Annotated in this window: 12 protein-coding genes; 8 read left to right on the top strand and 4 right to left on the bottom strand. The window is 70.1% G+C overall.

Annotated features, from left to right (window positions below):
- The first annotated feature begins 31 nt into the window (after nt 1-31).
- Both ACFVVM_RS05310 and ACFVVM_RS05305 read left to right on the top strand, forming a co-directional pair.
- Nucleotides 32-313 (top strand): type II toxin-antitoxin system Phd/YefM family antitoxin, encoded by a 282-nt coding sequence (locus ACFVVM_RS05310; RefSeq protein WP_387613147.1) that lies wholly within the window; start codon nt 32-34, stop codon nt 311-313.
- Nucleotides 310-738 (top strand): type II toxin-antitoxin system VapC family toxin, encoded by a 429-nt coding sequence (locus tag ACFVVM_RS05305; RefSeq protein ID WP_387613145.1) that lies wholly within the window; start codon nt 310-312, stop codon nt 736-738. Before ACFVVM_RS05310 ends, ACFVVM_RS05305 begins: the two co-directional genes overlap by 4 nt.
- Before the next feature lie 4 nt (nt 739-742).
- Here the strand turns inward: ACFVVM_RS05305 and ACFVVM_RS05300 are convergent, their stop codons facing one another.
- The 4 genes from ACFVVM_RS05300 to ACFVVM_RS05285 form a co-directional block, all read right to left on the bottom strand.
- Nucleotides 743-1072, bottom strand: a complete 330-nt coding sequence (locus ACFVVM_RS05300) for a hypothetical protein (protein ID WP_387613143.1) — start codon at nt 1070-1072, stop codon at nt 743-745.
- A gap of 198 nt (nt 1073-1270) precedes the next feature.
- On the bottom strand, nt 1271-2413 hold the full coding sequence (gene meaB / locus ACFVVM_RS05295) for a methylmalonyl Co-A mutase-associated GTPase MeaB (RefSeq protein WP_387613141.1): 1143 nt from the start codon (nt 2411-2413) through the stop codon (nt 1271-1273).
- Nucleotides 2410-4674, bottom strand: coding sequence for a methylmalonyl-CoA mutase (scpA, locus tag ACFVVM_RS05290; protein ID WP_387613139.1), 2265 nt, complete (start codon nt 4672-4674; stop codon nt 2410-2412). Before scpA ends, meaB begins: the two co-directional genes overlap by 4 nt.
- Nucleotides 4674-6545 carry a methylmalonyl-CoA mutase family protein gene (locus ACFVVM_RS05285; protein WP_387613137.1) on the bottom strand — a complete coding sequence of 624 codons (1872 nt, stop codon included), beginning with the start codon at nt 6543-6545 and terminating at the stop codon, nt 4674-4676. Before ACFVVM_RS05285 ends, scpA begins: the two co-directional genes overlap by 1 nt.
- 186 nt (nt 6546-6731) lie before the next feature.
- Here ACFVVM_RS05285 and ACFVVM_RS05280 point away from each other — a divergent pair, with 186 nt between their 5' ends.
- From ACFVVM_RS05280 to ACFVVM_RS05255, 6 genes are all read left to right on the top strand, one after another.
- Nucleotides 6732-7418: a TVP38/TMEM64 family protein gene (locus tag ACFVVM_RS05280; RefSeq protein WP_387613135.1), complete on the top strand. Its 687-nt coding sequence runs from the start codon at nt 6732-6734 to the stop codon at nt 7416-7418.
- Between the two features lie 54 nt (nt 7419-7472).
- Nucleotides 7473-8417, top strand: a complete 945-nt coding sequence (locus tag ACFVVM_RS05275) for a hypothetical protein (RefSeq protein WP_387613133.1) — start codon at nt 7473-7475, stop codon at nt 8415-8417.
- 269 nt (nt 8418-8686) lie between these two features.
- Entirely contained in the window at nt 8687-10111 is a 1425-nt protein-coding gene (locus tag ACFVVM_RS05270; protein WP_387613131.1) for a condensation domain-containing protein, read from the top strand.
- A 2-nt stretch (nt 10112-10113) separates the two neighbouring features.
- Complete coding sequence (locus tag ACFVVM_RS05265; RefSeq protein ID WP_387613129.1) at nt 10114-11370, top strand: glycosyltransferase; 1257 nt, start codon at nt 10114-10116, stop codon at nt 11368-11370.
- On the top strand, nt 11367-12329 hold the full coding sequence (locus ACFVVM_RS05260; protein ID WP_387613127.1) for an ATP-binding cassette domain-containing protein: 963 nt from the start codon (nt 11367-11369) through the stop codon (nt 12327-12329). Before ACFVVM_RS05265 ends, ACFVVM_RS05260 begins: the two co-directional genes overlap by 4 nt.
- The gene (locus ACFVVM_RS05255; RefSeq protein WP_387613125.1) at nt 12326-13174 is read left to right on the top strand and encodes an ABC transporter permease; all 849 of its coding nucleotides are present in this window, start codon (nt 12326-12328) and stop codon (nt 13172-13174) included. Before ACFVVM_RS05260 ends, ACFVVM_RS05255 begins: the two co-directional genes overlap by 4 nt.

The raw sequence follows: 13174 nt of genomic DNA, 5'->3' as shown, positions 1-13174 counted from the left end.
TGTCCACACAGAGCCGAGAGGATGGTGCTTCATGCGGTGGCAGGTTCAAGAAGCCAAGCAACGCTTCTCCGAGGTGTTGCGCGCGGTCGAGGCCGAAGGGCCACAGACGATCACCCGACACGGGGATGAGGTGGCTGTGGTCATCGATATCGCGGAGTATCGCCGCTTGACTCGACCGGATATCGGGTTCGTGGATCGACTCCTGGTGACATTCGGTGGGCTCGGCGACGAGATCGCCGACGCGGTCGACGAAGTCGAGAACAGCAGGTCGCAGTCCATGCCTCGTGACCTCGACCTCTCCGAGTTCTCGTGAGCTATCTCCTCGACACGAACGTCGTGTCCGAGCTCATGCGCAAAGCACCGGCACCGGAAGTACTGGCCTGGTTCGAGCGCAACCGCACCGGGGAGTTGTGGTTGAGCGTCATCACGGTCGGCGAACTCCGCCGCGGTATCGCGCTCCTGCGGGCACGCGCCGAGACCGTCCGCGCCGATCGGATCGAACGGGCGGTCGACGATGTCGAGGGCAGCTTCGCCCACCGGATCCTCGCCGTGGACACCGCGGTCGCCCACCGCTGGGCCCTCTTCGCGACGGCGCGGGTCGACGTCAGCGACGGGCTCATCGCCGCCACCGCCCTGACCCACGGCCACACCGTCGCCACCCGCAACACGAAGCATTTCCTCGACACCGGTGTCGCCTTGGTGAATCCGTTCGACGCGGTGTCGGACCTACCCGGCTGACCCCTCAGTTCGCCGGTCGCAGTCCCATCCGGGTCATGACGACGGCGCACAGGGCCACAGACGCGAGGGTGCGCTTCCAGAGGCGGATCACCGCTTGTTCGAGGATGATGCCGATGCGGTCGGCGCAGGTGGTGGCTTCGGCGATCGCCATGCGGTCGTGGACGAGGGTGGGGTCGCTGAGGATTTCGTCCAGGCGCAGGCCCGCGACGGCCTGTTCGCCGGTGAGGGGCTGTTCGGGGAGCCAGGTGAGACGCCAGCGGCCGTCGTCGCCGAGAACGGCGCGCTCGGGAGTGCGGTCACTGCCGAGGGTTCGGCCTGTACGGAAGATCGCCATCAGTGCCTCCTAGGGCCCAGGCTTTCGCTTCCACCTTCCACGGTCCACGAAAATCTCCCCAGACAACAGCTGGCAAATCGCCCAATTCCGGATTATCATGCCCGGAATATCCCGCTCAGCTGCGCAAATAGTATTCATTACCAAACAGCACCCGCAGCAGCGACGCAGGCAGCGAATCCACAGTGAAGCGATCCGCTCCTACTTTCCGTCGAAGGCGTTCAGGATCTCTTCGGCGGCGAGGGCGGGGGTGAGGGTACCGGCGCGGACGGCCGATTCCACTTGGGCCCGCATGGTTTTCACGTTCGGGTTGTCGGCGAGGCGGCGCAGGATCTGGTCGTGGACCATGGTCCAGGTCCAGTCGACCTGCTGGCGGCGGCGCTTCTCGGCGAATTCGCCCGCGTCGGTGAGGACTCGGCGGTGTTCGAGGACGGTGTCCCAGAACTTCTCGAGGCCGACGCCTTCCAGGCCGCTCATGGTCAGCACCGGCGGGCGCCAGAGGGCGTCGTGGGGGTGGATCAGGCGCAGGGCGCCCTGGAGTTCGCGAGCCGCGCTCTTGGCCTCGAGTTCGTGCTTGCCGTCGGCCTTGTTCACCGCGACGAGTTCGGCCAGCTCCAGCACACCCTTCTTGATGCCCTGCAACTGATCTCCGGTGCGGGCCAGGGTGAGGAAGCAGAAGACGTCGACCATGTTGGCGACGGTCACCTCGGACTGGCCGACCCCGACGGTCTCGACCAGGATCACGTCGTAACCCGCGGCCTCGAGCAGCACGATGGTCTCGCGGGTGGCCTTGGCGACGCCGCCGAGTGTGCCCGCGGTCGGCGAGGGGCGGATGAACGCGTCGGGTTCCAGGGACAACCGCGCCATGCGGGTCTTGTCACCGAGGATCGAGCCGCCGGTGCGCGTCGAGGACGGGTCGACCGCGAGCACGGCCACCCGGTGGCCCTTGGCGAGCAGGTTCATGCCGAGCGCGTCGATGAAGGTCGACTTGCCCACGCCGGGGACACCGGTGATGCCGACCCGGTTCGACACGATCGCCCCCGGCTCGGGACCCAGCCGCAGCAGCAACTGCTGCGCCAGCTCCCGATGATCGGCCCGGGTGGACTCGACCAGGGTGATCGCCCTGGCCAGCGCGGCCCGCTGACCTGCGGCGATACCCTCGGCGAGCTCACCGACATCGATGCGTCGCGGAGCGCGGGGCCCACCCCGGCCCGCATTGCGCGGTGCGCCGACGCCCGCGGTGGTGCCGAGCCGGGGATGGGCCTCGGGACGCGGCGACGGGTGCGCGCCGGAGCGGGCATCCCGGAGCGGGACGCCCGTCTCCTCGGGTCCGTGACCGCTCATGCGTCGCTGCCGCCGCCGATCTCGTGTCCGAGCGCCTCGCCCAGCTTCTTCAGCAGGTCGATGGCGGCATCGGCGATGACGGTGCCGGGCGGGAAGATCGCCGCGGCGCCTGCCTCGTAGAGCTCGTCGAAGTCACCGGGCGGGATGACCCCGCCGACGATGACCATGATGTCGGGCCGCCCGACCTCGGCCAGCGCCTGCCGCAGGGCGGGCACCAGGGTGAGATGACCGGCCGCCAGCGAGGAGACGCCGACGATGTGCACGTCGTTGTCGGCCGCCTGGCGCGCCACCTCTTCGGGGGTCTGGAACAGCGGGCCCACGTCGACGTCCATGCCGAGGTCGGCGAAGGCGGTCGCGATCACCTTCTGGCCGCGGTCGTGCCCGTCCTGGCCCATCTTGGCGACCAGGATGCGCGGTCGGCGGCCCTCGGCCTCGGCGAACTCCTCCACCAGTTCGATGGCGGCGCCGATGTTGGTCGCCTTGCCTGCTTCGTCGCGGTACACACCGGACAGGGTACGGATTTCGGCCTGATGGCGACCGTAGACCTTCTCCAGCGCGTCGGAGATCTCGCCGACGGTGGCGCTGGCGCGCGCGGCCTCGATGGCCAGAGCGAGGAGGTTGTTCTCCATGCCGCCCTCCGAGGAGGCGGCGGCGCGGGTCAGGTTGGCCAGCGCGGCCTCGACGGCGACCGAATCCCGTTCGGCGCGAAGCCGTTCCAGCTTCTCGATCTGCTCGGCCCGCACCCGCGAGTTCTCGACCTTGAGGACCTCGACCTGCTGGTCCTCTTCGACCTGGTACTTGTTGACGCCGATCACCGGCTGCTGCCCGGTGTCGATACGCGCCTGGGTGCGTGCGGCGGCCTCTTCGATGCGCAGCTTCGGAATGCCTTCCGAGATCGCTTGCGCCATGCCGCCGTGCGCCTCCACCTCGGCGATGTGCGCGCGGGCGCGTTCGGCGAGCTGGTGGGTGAGCCATTCGACGTAGTAGGAGCCGCCCCACGGGTCGATCGGGCGCGTGGTGTTGGACTCCTGCTGGATCAGCAGCTGGGTGTTGCGGGCGATGCGGGCGGAGAAGTCCGTCGGCAGCGCGAGGGCCTCGTCGAGGGCGTTGGTGTGCAGCGACTGGGTGTGGCCCTGCGTCGCCGCCATCGCCTCGATGCAGGTGCGCGCCACATTGTTGTAGGCGTCCTGCGCGGTGAGCGACCAGCCCGAGGTCTGCGAATGGGTGCGCAGCGACAGCGATTTCGCGCTCTTGGGCTCGAACTTCGAGACCAGCTCGCTCCACAGCAGGCGCCCGGCGCGCAGCTTGGCGACCTCCATGAAGAAGTTCATGCCGATGGCCCAGAAGAACGACAGGCGCGGCGCGAACTTGTCGACATCCATGCCCGCGGCGATACCTGCCCGGATGTACTCGACACCGTCGGCCAGGGTGTAGGCCAGCTCCAGATCGGCTGTCGCACCGGCCTCTTGGATGTGGTAGCCCGAGATGGAGATCGAGTTGAACTTCGGCATCTTCGCGCTGGTGAAGGCGAAGATGTCGGAGATGATCCGCATGGAGGGCTTGGGCGGATAGATGTAGGTGTTGCGGACCATGAACTCTTTCAGAATGTCGTTCTGAATCGTTCCGGCCAGCAGTTCGGGGCCGACGCCCTGCTCTTCGGCGGCGACGACGTAGAGCGCCAGGATCGGCAGCACCGCGCCGTTCATGGTCATCGACACCGACACCTGATCCAGGGGGATCTGGTCGAAGAGCTGGCGCATGTCCAGGATCGAGTCGATCGCGACACCCGCCATACCCACGTCGCCCTGGACGCGGGGGTGGTCGGAGTCGTAGCCACGGTGGGTGGCGAGGTCGAAGGCGACCGAGAGGCCCTTCTGCCCGGCCTGCAGGTTGCGGCGGTAGAAGGCGTTGGAATCCGCGGCGGTGGAGAAGCCCGCGTACTGGCGGATCGTCCACGGCTGGTTCACGTACATGGTCGGGTAGGGCCCGCGCAGGAACGGCGCGACGCCGGGCACGGTGTCGAGCGGATAGCCCTGCGCGACAACAGCATCCCGGTCGGCCTTGGTGAATACCGGCGGCACGTCGATACCCTCGGGCGTCGACCAGACCAGCTGCTCGGCGGTGGTGTGGTTCGCCGTGGCCGCGTTCGTCACGAACTCGCGCACCTGGTCGGCGTCGACGGCGGCCGCGTCGGGGGCGTGCTCGGTGAGCGGTACCTCGGCGAAGCTACCGACGACGTGCTCGATATCGGATGTGGTCATCAGGCTCCCACCTTCTCCAGCAGCTGCGACAGGACCGCGACCGCGTCGATGCGCAGGGCGAGGTATCCGTCGGGACGCTGTGTACCGCTGTACTGCGCGACGGCTTTCTCCGCACCGGCCAGCAGCACGGTCTCGACGCCGGCGGCGCGCAGGGCGTCGACCGCCTCGCCCGCCTGCTCGCCGTAGCGCTTGTCGGCACCGCACAGGACCGCGATGCGCGCACCGGATTCCGTGGCGGCATTGGCGATTCCGTCGATCGCGAGTGGTCCGGGGTTGATCGATTCGATCCCGCCGGAGGCCAGCACGTTCGCGGTGAAGATGGTCCGCGCGTTATGCTCGGCGACCGGGCCCAGCGGCACGATCAGCGCCTTCGGGCGGGCGCCGTTGGCGGCGAGGTAGGCATCGGACCGGTTGCGCAGCGTCTCGAACGCGGCACCGTAGCGCGCGTTCGGGCCCGGCTCGCGCGCCTGCTCCGACAGCGGTGCCTCGGCGAGGTTGGGGAATTCGTTGACCCCGGTCACCGCGGCGCGGCGATGCGCGACATCGGCGGCGCGGGTGGCGGCGGTCTCGACGATCCGCGCCGCGAGCACACCGGAGTCGAGCGCGGCGAGGTAGCCGCCCGCGGCCTCGAGCTCCTGCATGAATTCCCAGGCCTTGGCGGCGAGTTCGTCGGTGAGCGCGTCGACGTACCAGGAACCGGCGGCCGGGTCCTGCACGTGCCCGAGGTGGGATTCCTCGAGCAGCAGCAGCTGGGTGTTGCGGGCCATCCGCTGCGAGAACGTGGTCGACACACCCAGTTCGCCCGGGGGCAGGGCCGCGTCGAAGGGCAGCACGGTCACCGAATCGGCGCCACCGACACCGGCGCCGAAGGCGGCCAGGGTGGTGCGCAGCAGGTTCACCCACGGATCGCGCTGGGTCATCATGGCGGCCGAGGTGATCGCGTGCTGGGGCGCGGCGCCGAAGGCGGGGGCACCGCACACCTGCGCGACGCGGGCCCACAGGCGCCGGGCCGCACGGAATTTCACGATGGTGGCGAACTGGTCGTCGGTGGCCGCGAAGCGGAACTCGAGCTGACCGAACGCGTCGGCGATGTCGACCCCGGCGCCGGTCAGCAGGCGCAGGTACGCCAGACCCACGGCGATGGCCGCGCCCACTTCCTGGGCATCGGAGGCGCCGGCGTTGTGGAAGGCGATGCCATCCACGGTGATCGCGCGCACCGTCTCGGGCCGGGCGATCGCGCGCACGGCCAGTGCGACGGCCTCGGCCTGGTCGACGTCTTCGGCGCCGGTGAAGGCGCTGGTCAGCGGGGCGGCGGCGAGGCCGACCCGGATCTGCGCGCGATCGGCGATCGAGTAGCCGTCGAGGATCTCGAACACCTGCTCGGCGGCGGCGCCGGTGGCCGCGCCGGCGACCAGGGTCAGCGGGGCCAGCTCGAACAGCAGCCCGCGCAGCGCGACGGGAATGCCCTCGACGGGCACGCCGTAGGGTCCGGCGCCGAGCGCGATGGCGCTCACGCCGTTCTCCAGGCCGGTCAGGATCGCCCGGTTGGTGGCCTCGGCGTCGTCCTCCCCGGCGAACGCGCTGACGAACCAGCCGCGCTGCGGGTCACGCGTGGCGTCGCCGCCGCGGACGTAGGGGAAGGCGCCGGGCAGCGGCTGCTCGGGCAGCTCGTCGCGGCGGGTGTAGAGCGGGGCGATGGTCAGCCCGTCGTAGGTGGTCTCGTCGAGCAGGTGCTCGGGTTCGGCGGGGAGTTCGGAGGCCTCGACCCGTCGCGCTTTGGCCAGCACGCCCGCCACGCCCTTGCGCCACGCGGCGTATTCGGGCACCGGTTCCGGGGCGAGTCCCGCCCCGGACTCTGAACCAATCGGCATAGCTGCTGTTCTCTCTTCCATTCGACGACCGCACCCCGGTGTGCTGTCGATCCGGCGCGTCCACCCACGCTGTGGCGCTGGTCCGACACTCCGGCGACCGGGATGCGTCCGGTTCCTTCATGATGCTAACTGTGACACCCTGTCCACTCACTCGGGCCATCCCCTACCGGTCGGTACGCTGATCCGGTGTCCCGACTGATCCGTTCCCCGCGCCTGCTCCTGGCTCTGGCGGGGTTCGCCGTGCTGTTCGTCACGGCGATGCTGGTACCGCTACCTGGTCCACAGCAGATCCGGGACTGGGCGGGCGGGGCGGGGCCCCTGCTGCCGGTGCTGTTCTTCCTCTTCTATGCGGTGGTCGCGGTGGCCCCGGTTCCGCGCACCGTGCTGACGGTGACCAGCGGGGTGTTGTTCGGTCCGGTGCTCGGTTCGGTGCTCGCGCTCGGGGCCAGCGCGGTGAGCGCGGTGGTGGCTCTGCTCGGGGTCCGAGTGCTCGGCCGCGATCGGGTCGCCGAGCATCTGACCCATCCCGCGGTGCGGGCGGTCGACGAGCGCTTGGCCCGGCGCGGGTGGCTCTCGGTGGCGGCGTTGCGGATGATCCCGGTCGCCCCGTTCTCGATCGTCAACTACTGCTGTGGCCTGTCCTCGGTCCGGCTCACGCCGTATCTCGTTGCCACCCTTGCCGGTTCGGCGCCGGGCACGATCTCGACGGTGGTGCTGGCCGGATCCCTGGCCGGGGACACCCATCCGGTGGCGATCGCGGTGTCGGCGGTCTGTCTGTCGCTCGGACTGATCGGGTTGGTCATCGATGCCCGGCTGCCGCTGCCCGGTGCGCCGACGACCGAGCCGGTCGAACCCGTACCCGCGACGCACTGACCGCTCGGCGCGCCTGCGTCATCACGCCGACAGGCGGCCGGATAATCCCAGGTCATGGCGATGACAGTGGGACGACGATCCGCACTCGCGCTGCTGGCCGGGCTCCCACTGCTGGCCGCGGGCACGGCGGGGGCCCAGTCCGCGCTCGGCCCCGGGGTCGGCATCGATCCGCCGCGCACGCCGGTCCGCTACACGATGACCGCGTTCCGCGCCGACGACGACGCCACCCTGGCCGTCTACGAATCCACCGACGGCACCGATTTCACCCCGCTCGCCGAGCACGCCTTCACCCCGCCGCGCGGCCTGGTCCGCGACCCCAGCATCCTGCGGCACACCGACGGCCTCTACTACCTGACGTACACCATCGCCGGTGACGCCACCGCGATCGGCATGGCCCGCAGCCGCGACCGGATCACCTGGACCGCGCTGCCCGAGGTGCCGATGCTCGTCGTGGGCAAGCTGGACGGCGCGTGGGCGCCGGAGTGGTACACCGACGCGGCGGGCCGGGTCGGCATCATCGTCTCGCTGACCTGGGGCCACGGCTTCACCCCGCACCTGCTCGTTCCGCTCGACGCGGGCCTCACCCGGTGGGCGCCGCCGGTGCCGCTGTTCGGGCTGAGTCCCGGCGGCCCCGGCTCGCTGGGCTATATAGACACCACGCTGGTGCGCCTGGCGGGCAAGGTGTTCGCGTTCGTGAAGAACGAGGACTCCAAGTTGATCGAACTCGCCGTCGCCGACCACCCCCTCGGGCCGTACGGGTTCCTCGCGACCGGCGACTGGGCGGGCTGGGGCGGTCCCCGTGAGGGACAGTCGGTGGTCCCCCTTCCCGGCGGCGGCCACCGCATCTACCTCGACGCCTACACCGAGAACCGGTACTGGTCCAGCGACAGCTATGACGGATTCCGGACCTGGTCGCCACCGGCCGAGCTGCCGAGCCTGTCCGGCGTGGTCCGCCACGGCACGGTCCTCGCCGAATACGGCCCGCTCGCCGCACCCTGACCTGCGATGACGCGGAGAATGCCCCCTACTTCATGGGCATTGGTTACGCTGGCGAACCATCACACTCCGAAAGTGATGTACTTCACATCATCCAATTGTGACTAAGGTGTGTTTCAGAAAACTCTCAGAGTTATAGACTCGCGAATAGCCCAGGGTTCGCCAGCTACATCCGGTGCGGGATCCAGAGCAACATCCGGTATCGCATCCCGCGATCACCGCACTCCCATTCGCGCCGATCTCGGCTCGCACCCACCACGAGGTGACCCGGCATGGAATACACCCATCTGTCCGAATTCCGGATTCGCGACGGGGAACTGTCGATCTGGACCCCCGCGACGACCACGCCCGACGCCTGGTACGACGACCAGCGCCCGCTGGCCAGCGTCCACGCGCAGTATCTCGGCTTCAACGATCCCGATGATCCGCGTCCGGGTCGCGGCCGCTGGATCGGCACGGTCTTCGAGATGGACGCCCCGCTCGACGAACAGGCCTGGGCGCGCACCCTCGAGCTCTGGCACGATCGCCACGAGGGTTTCCGCACCACCGTCGCATCCACCCGCGACGGCGACTACCACCGGGTGACGACGGCACCGGGCACGGTGCGCGTCACCGCCGCCGCGGTCCCCGACCTCGTCGACGGCGAGCAGATCAACGAGTTCCTGTGCGACACACTGGAACTGCGACTGTCCCCGCTCACCTGGCCGCATCTGCTGGTGGCCACCGTCGCCCACGACACCGACGACTTCACCGTCCTGGTCGGCGCCGATCACTCGGTGCTCGACGCCTACTCCCAGGCCGTGCTCATCCTCGAGCTGCGCACCCTCTACACCGCGGTCACCACCGGCGGCGAGATCCGCGACTCGGCCACCTTCGGCAGCCCCGCCGATTTCGCGGCGATCGAGCGCGCCGCCGCCGAGGAGCTCACTCCCGAATCCCCCGCCGTCGCGGTGTGGCGCGAATTCCTCGGCGCGCCGGGCTCGCCCATGCCCCGCTTCGCCGCCGGTCAGGTCGTCGAACTCGACGGCGAGCACGCCCAGCCCAGCCTCTCGCGCACGCTGCTGACCCTCAACCAGCTCGAGGAGGTCGAGGCCGCGCTCGACCGGATCAAGCACCGGCTCTCGGTGACCGTGTTCGCCGCGCTGGCGACCGCGTCCAGGGAGGTGTTCGGCGAGGACCGCTTCCGGACGGTGATGCCGATCGCCACCCGCCCCGATCTGACCTGGCTCGAGTCGATGGGCTGGTTCGTCAACGTGGTCCCCGTCGACATCACCCTGCCGCCGGGCGCCGACATGTCGGCCGCGCTCGACGCGACCCGTGCCGCGCTCAAACGCGCGCACGTGTGCAACGACGCGTCCTGGGGCCGGTCGCTGGCCATGGTCGGCGCGGTGGAGGGCCCGACCTTCGGTGCCTCGTTCCTCGACATCCGGATGCTGCCCGACTACGAACTCGTCGCCGATCTGCGCGGACGGACACTGCGCGCGGTGTCGTATTCGACCGAGGAGGTGTACTTCTGGGTCGTGCGCGGCCCCGACGGCCTCTATGTCTCCACCCGCTATCCCGCCGGCCTGCCGGACCCGGTGATGGACCGGTTCCTCACCGAATTCGCCAGGGCCATGTACGCGGTGACCGCGATCGCCGCACCGGCCGTGGCAGTGCAGGCCGAGACCGCGTCGGCGGCGCTGAGCGCGGGCTGAGCATGCGCGCACTGCTGGCCTTCACCGGAAGCCGCGGCGACGCCCAGCCGGGCATGCTGCTGGCCCGCGAGCTCCGCGCTCGCGGGCATTCGGTGACGCTCGCGCTCTCGCCCAATCTCGTCGAATTCGCCGCCACACTCGGCATCACGGCCGTCGGCTTCGGCCGCGACAGTGCCGAACTGTTGCGCACCCAGCACGCCGATCGCCGGTTCCGCAGCGCCTCGCCGCGCCAGCGGGTGCGGGCGGTGCTGGATCTGCAGCGGCGCGGGGTGGCCGAGGCGGTGCGGGATCTGCTCGTCCTCGCCCCCGGTCACGATGTGGTGGTGACCGGGATGGCGGGCGAGGAGGCGGCCGAGAAGGCCGCCCGGCGGGTCGGATTGCCGCTGGCCGCAGTGCATTTCTTCCCGATCCACCCGAATCGCTCGGTGCCGGTGGTGCCCACGGTCTGGGGCGAACGGATTCCGGGTGCGCTCAATCGCCGGATCTGGTTGGGCCTGCGCCGGGCCCGTGATGCCGCGCTGGCCCAGCCGCTGGCCGAGTTCGGCATCGTCGAACATCCGCTGCCCGACCGGGTGTCGATCCAGGCCTATGACGTCGAGCTGTTTCCCGGGCTGGCCGCCGAGCTGCCCGCCCGGCATCCGGTCACCGGGTTCGCCGTCGATGCCGACGGATTCCTCGGCCGCCGGGTCGATCCCGCGCTCGGGCGATGGCTCGACGCGGGGGCGGCGCCGATCTATGTCGGCTTCGGCTCGATGACCGTCGACGACCCGGCGACGCTGGTGACGATGTTGCGCGCGGTCTGCGCCCGGCGCCGTCGCCGCCTGCTGCTGGCCGCGGGCTGGGCGGGCATCGAACCGTTGCTCGGGGACGAGGTGGCGATCGTCGACCAGCTCGACCACGCCGCGGTGTTCCCGCGCTGCGTCGCCGCGGTGCACCACGGTGGCGCGGGGACGACCGCGGCCGCGCTGCGAGCCGGTGTGCCCCAAGTGATCTGCTCGATCCAGGCCGATCAGCCGTACTGGGGCCGCGCGCTGTCGCGACTCGGGCTCGCCGCGACCGCGCGAGCCGCCGACCTCGACGCACCGACGCTCACCACCCTGCTGGACCGGGTCGCCGATCCCGAAGTCGTGGCCCGTGCCGCCGCCTACGCGAGCCGTTTCCCCGACCACGGGGTGGCCCGGGCCGCCGACGAGGTGGAAGCCCTTGTGCCCCTGACCGTCCCGACGTCCGCCTTCGACCATGCCGGGAGGCCGCAGTGAGCACCGAGATCGCCGTCCGCACCCACGGGCTCGGCAAGTCCTATGGCGACTTCACCGCTGTCGGTGAGGTCGACCTCAGCATTCCCGCCGGGTCGGTCTTCGCCATGCTCGGCCCCAACGGTGCGGGCAAGACCACCACCGTCCGGATGCTGGCGACGCTGTTGCGTCCCGACCGGGGCAGCGCCGAGGTGTTCGGCTACGACGTCGTGCGGGACGCGACGGCGGTGCGGTCGATGATCGGGCTCACCGGCCAGTACGCCTCGGTCGACGAAACCCTGTCCGCCGCCGAGAATCTGCGCCTGTTCGGCCGGTTGCTCGGTCTGTCCCGGCGCGAGGCGGCCCGGCGCGGCGACGAACTCCTGGAGGAATTCGAGCTCACGGCGGTGGCGCGGCGCAGTGTCAGCGCCTTCTCCGGCGGCATGCGACGACGCCTCGACCTGGCCGCCACCTTGATCACCGTGCCCCCGTTGATCTTCCTCGACGAACCGACCACCGGCCTCGACCCGCACACCCGCGACCGGATGTGGGGCATCGTGCGCGGACTGGTCGCCCGGGGCGCGACCGTCCTGCTCACCACCCAGTACCTCGAGGAGGCCGACGCGCTGGCCGACCGGATCGCGGTCATCGATCGTGGTTCGCTCGTCGCCGAGGGCACCGCCGCCGAACTCAAGGCCTCGATCGGCGATCAGGTGCTGCGCCTGGACATCCCCGACACCGCCGACCTCCGCCGGGCCGAGGCGTTGATCCAGGAGCTCACCGGCGAGGTGCCGGAGGGATCGTCGTCGGGCACGTTGACCGTGGCGCTGCGGGATGTCGCCGTCGGCGCCGAGATCGTCGCGGCCTGTCGCGCCGCGGACATCGCGCTGCGCGGCTTCGCGGTGGACCGGCCCGACCTCAACGAGGTGTTCCTCGCCTTGACCGGTCATGCGCGGTCGTCGGACCGAGTCGATGCGGCATGACCGCCCTGCGTGAAAGTTCGGGACCCGCCATGACCCTCACCACCGCGGCGCCACCCCAGGTTGTCCGCGCACCCCGCGTCACCCGGGTCAGTCCGCTTGCCGCCCTGCGTCATTCGCTGATGATGGCCTGGCGCGGCCTGCTCACCTTCCGGCACAGTCCACAGCTGCTCTACGACGCCATCCTGCTGCCGATCGTCGGCCCCGTCCTGTTCGGCAGCATCTTCGGCACCGCCATCGCGGGCAGTATGCAGGCGTATCTGCCGCTGATGATTCCCGGCGTGCTGGTCCAGATCGTGCTCACCTCCTCGGTCGCCACCGGCGTGCAGCTGTCCGAGGACATCCACTCCGGGGTCTTCGATCGCTTCGTCGCCATGCCCATCGCCCGCTCCGCACCCGTCGCCGGGGCCTTGCTGGCGGGCATGGTGCGCTACCTCATCGCCGCGACCACCGTGGTGATCGTCGGCTTCTGCATGGGATACCGGCCCGAGCACACCCTGGGCTTCCTGGCGGGCGCCGTGCTGGTCGTGTTCGCCACCACCGCGATCAGCTGGCTGTTCGCCTTCATCGGCGCCACGGTCGCCCGGCCCGCTGCTGTGCAGGGCATGTCCATGCTGGTGCTCACCTTCCTCGGTTTCGCCTCCAACGCCCTGGTCCCTGAGGAGGCCATGCCCACCTGGATGCGGCACGTCTCGGACCTGAATCCGGTGTCGTACCTGGTTTCCGCGGTGCGGACGCTGTCCGCGCACGGCACGGTCGGCGCCGATGCCTGGTGGTCGCTGGTGGCCTCGGTGGTGGTCGTCGCCGTCTTCGCGCCGCTGACCGTGCGCACCCTGCGTTCCCGATGA

The organism is Nocardia sp. NPDC058176, from assembly GCF_042883805.1.
GTDB lineage: Bacteria > Actinomycetota > Actinomycetes > Mycobacteriales > Mycobacteriaceae > Nocardia.
The sequence above is the reverse complement of the archived record's forward strand: the minus strand, read 5'-3'. Positions and strand labels throughout refer to the sequence as shown.

What these genes read in the sequence shown, in the direction of transcription:
- ACFVVM_RS05275 (WP_387613133.1), top strand. Translation starts at nt 7,473, where the DNA reads ATGGCGATGACAGTGGGACGACGATCCGCACTCGCGCTGCTGGCCGGG.
- ACFVVM_RS05265 (WP_387613129.1), top strand. Translation starts at nt 10,114, where the DNA reads ATGCGCGCACTGCTGGCCTTCACCGGAAGCCGCGGCGACGCCCAGCCG.
- ACFVVM_RS05300 (WP_387613143.1), bottom strand. Translation starts at nt 1,072, where the DNA reads ATGGCGATCTTCCGTACAGGCCGAACCCTCGGCAGTGACCGCACTCCC.
- meaB (WP_387613141.1), bottom strand. Translation starts at nt 2,413, where the DNA reads ATGAGCGGTCACGGACCCGAGGAGACGGGCGTCCCGCTCCGGGATGCC.
- scpA (WP_387613139.1), bottom strand. Translation starts at nt 4,674, where the DNA reads ATGACCACATCCGATATCGAGCACGTCGTCGGTAGCTTCGCCGAGGTA.
- ACFVVM_RS05255 (WP_387613125.1), top strand. Translation starts at nt 12,326, where the DNA reads ATGACCGCCCTGCGTGAAAGTTCGGGACCCGCCATGACCCTCACCACC.
- ACFVVM_RS05270 (WP_387613131.1), top strand. Translation starts at nt 8,687, where the DNA reads ATGGAATACACCCATCTGTCCGAATTCCGGATTCGCGACGGGGAACTG.
- ACFVVM_RS05310 (WP_387613147.1), top strand. Translation starts at nt 32, where the DNA reads ATGCGGTGGCAGGTTCAAGAAGCCAAGCAACGCTTCTCCGAGGTGTTG.
- ACFVVM_RS05285 (WP_387613137.1), bottom strand. Translation starts at nt 6,545, where the DNA reads ATGCCGATTGGTTCAGAGTCCGGGGCGGGACTCGCCCCGGAACCGGTG.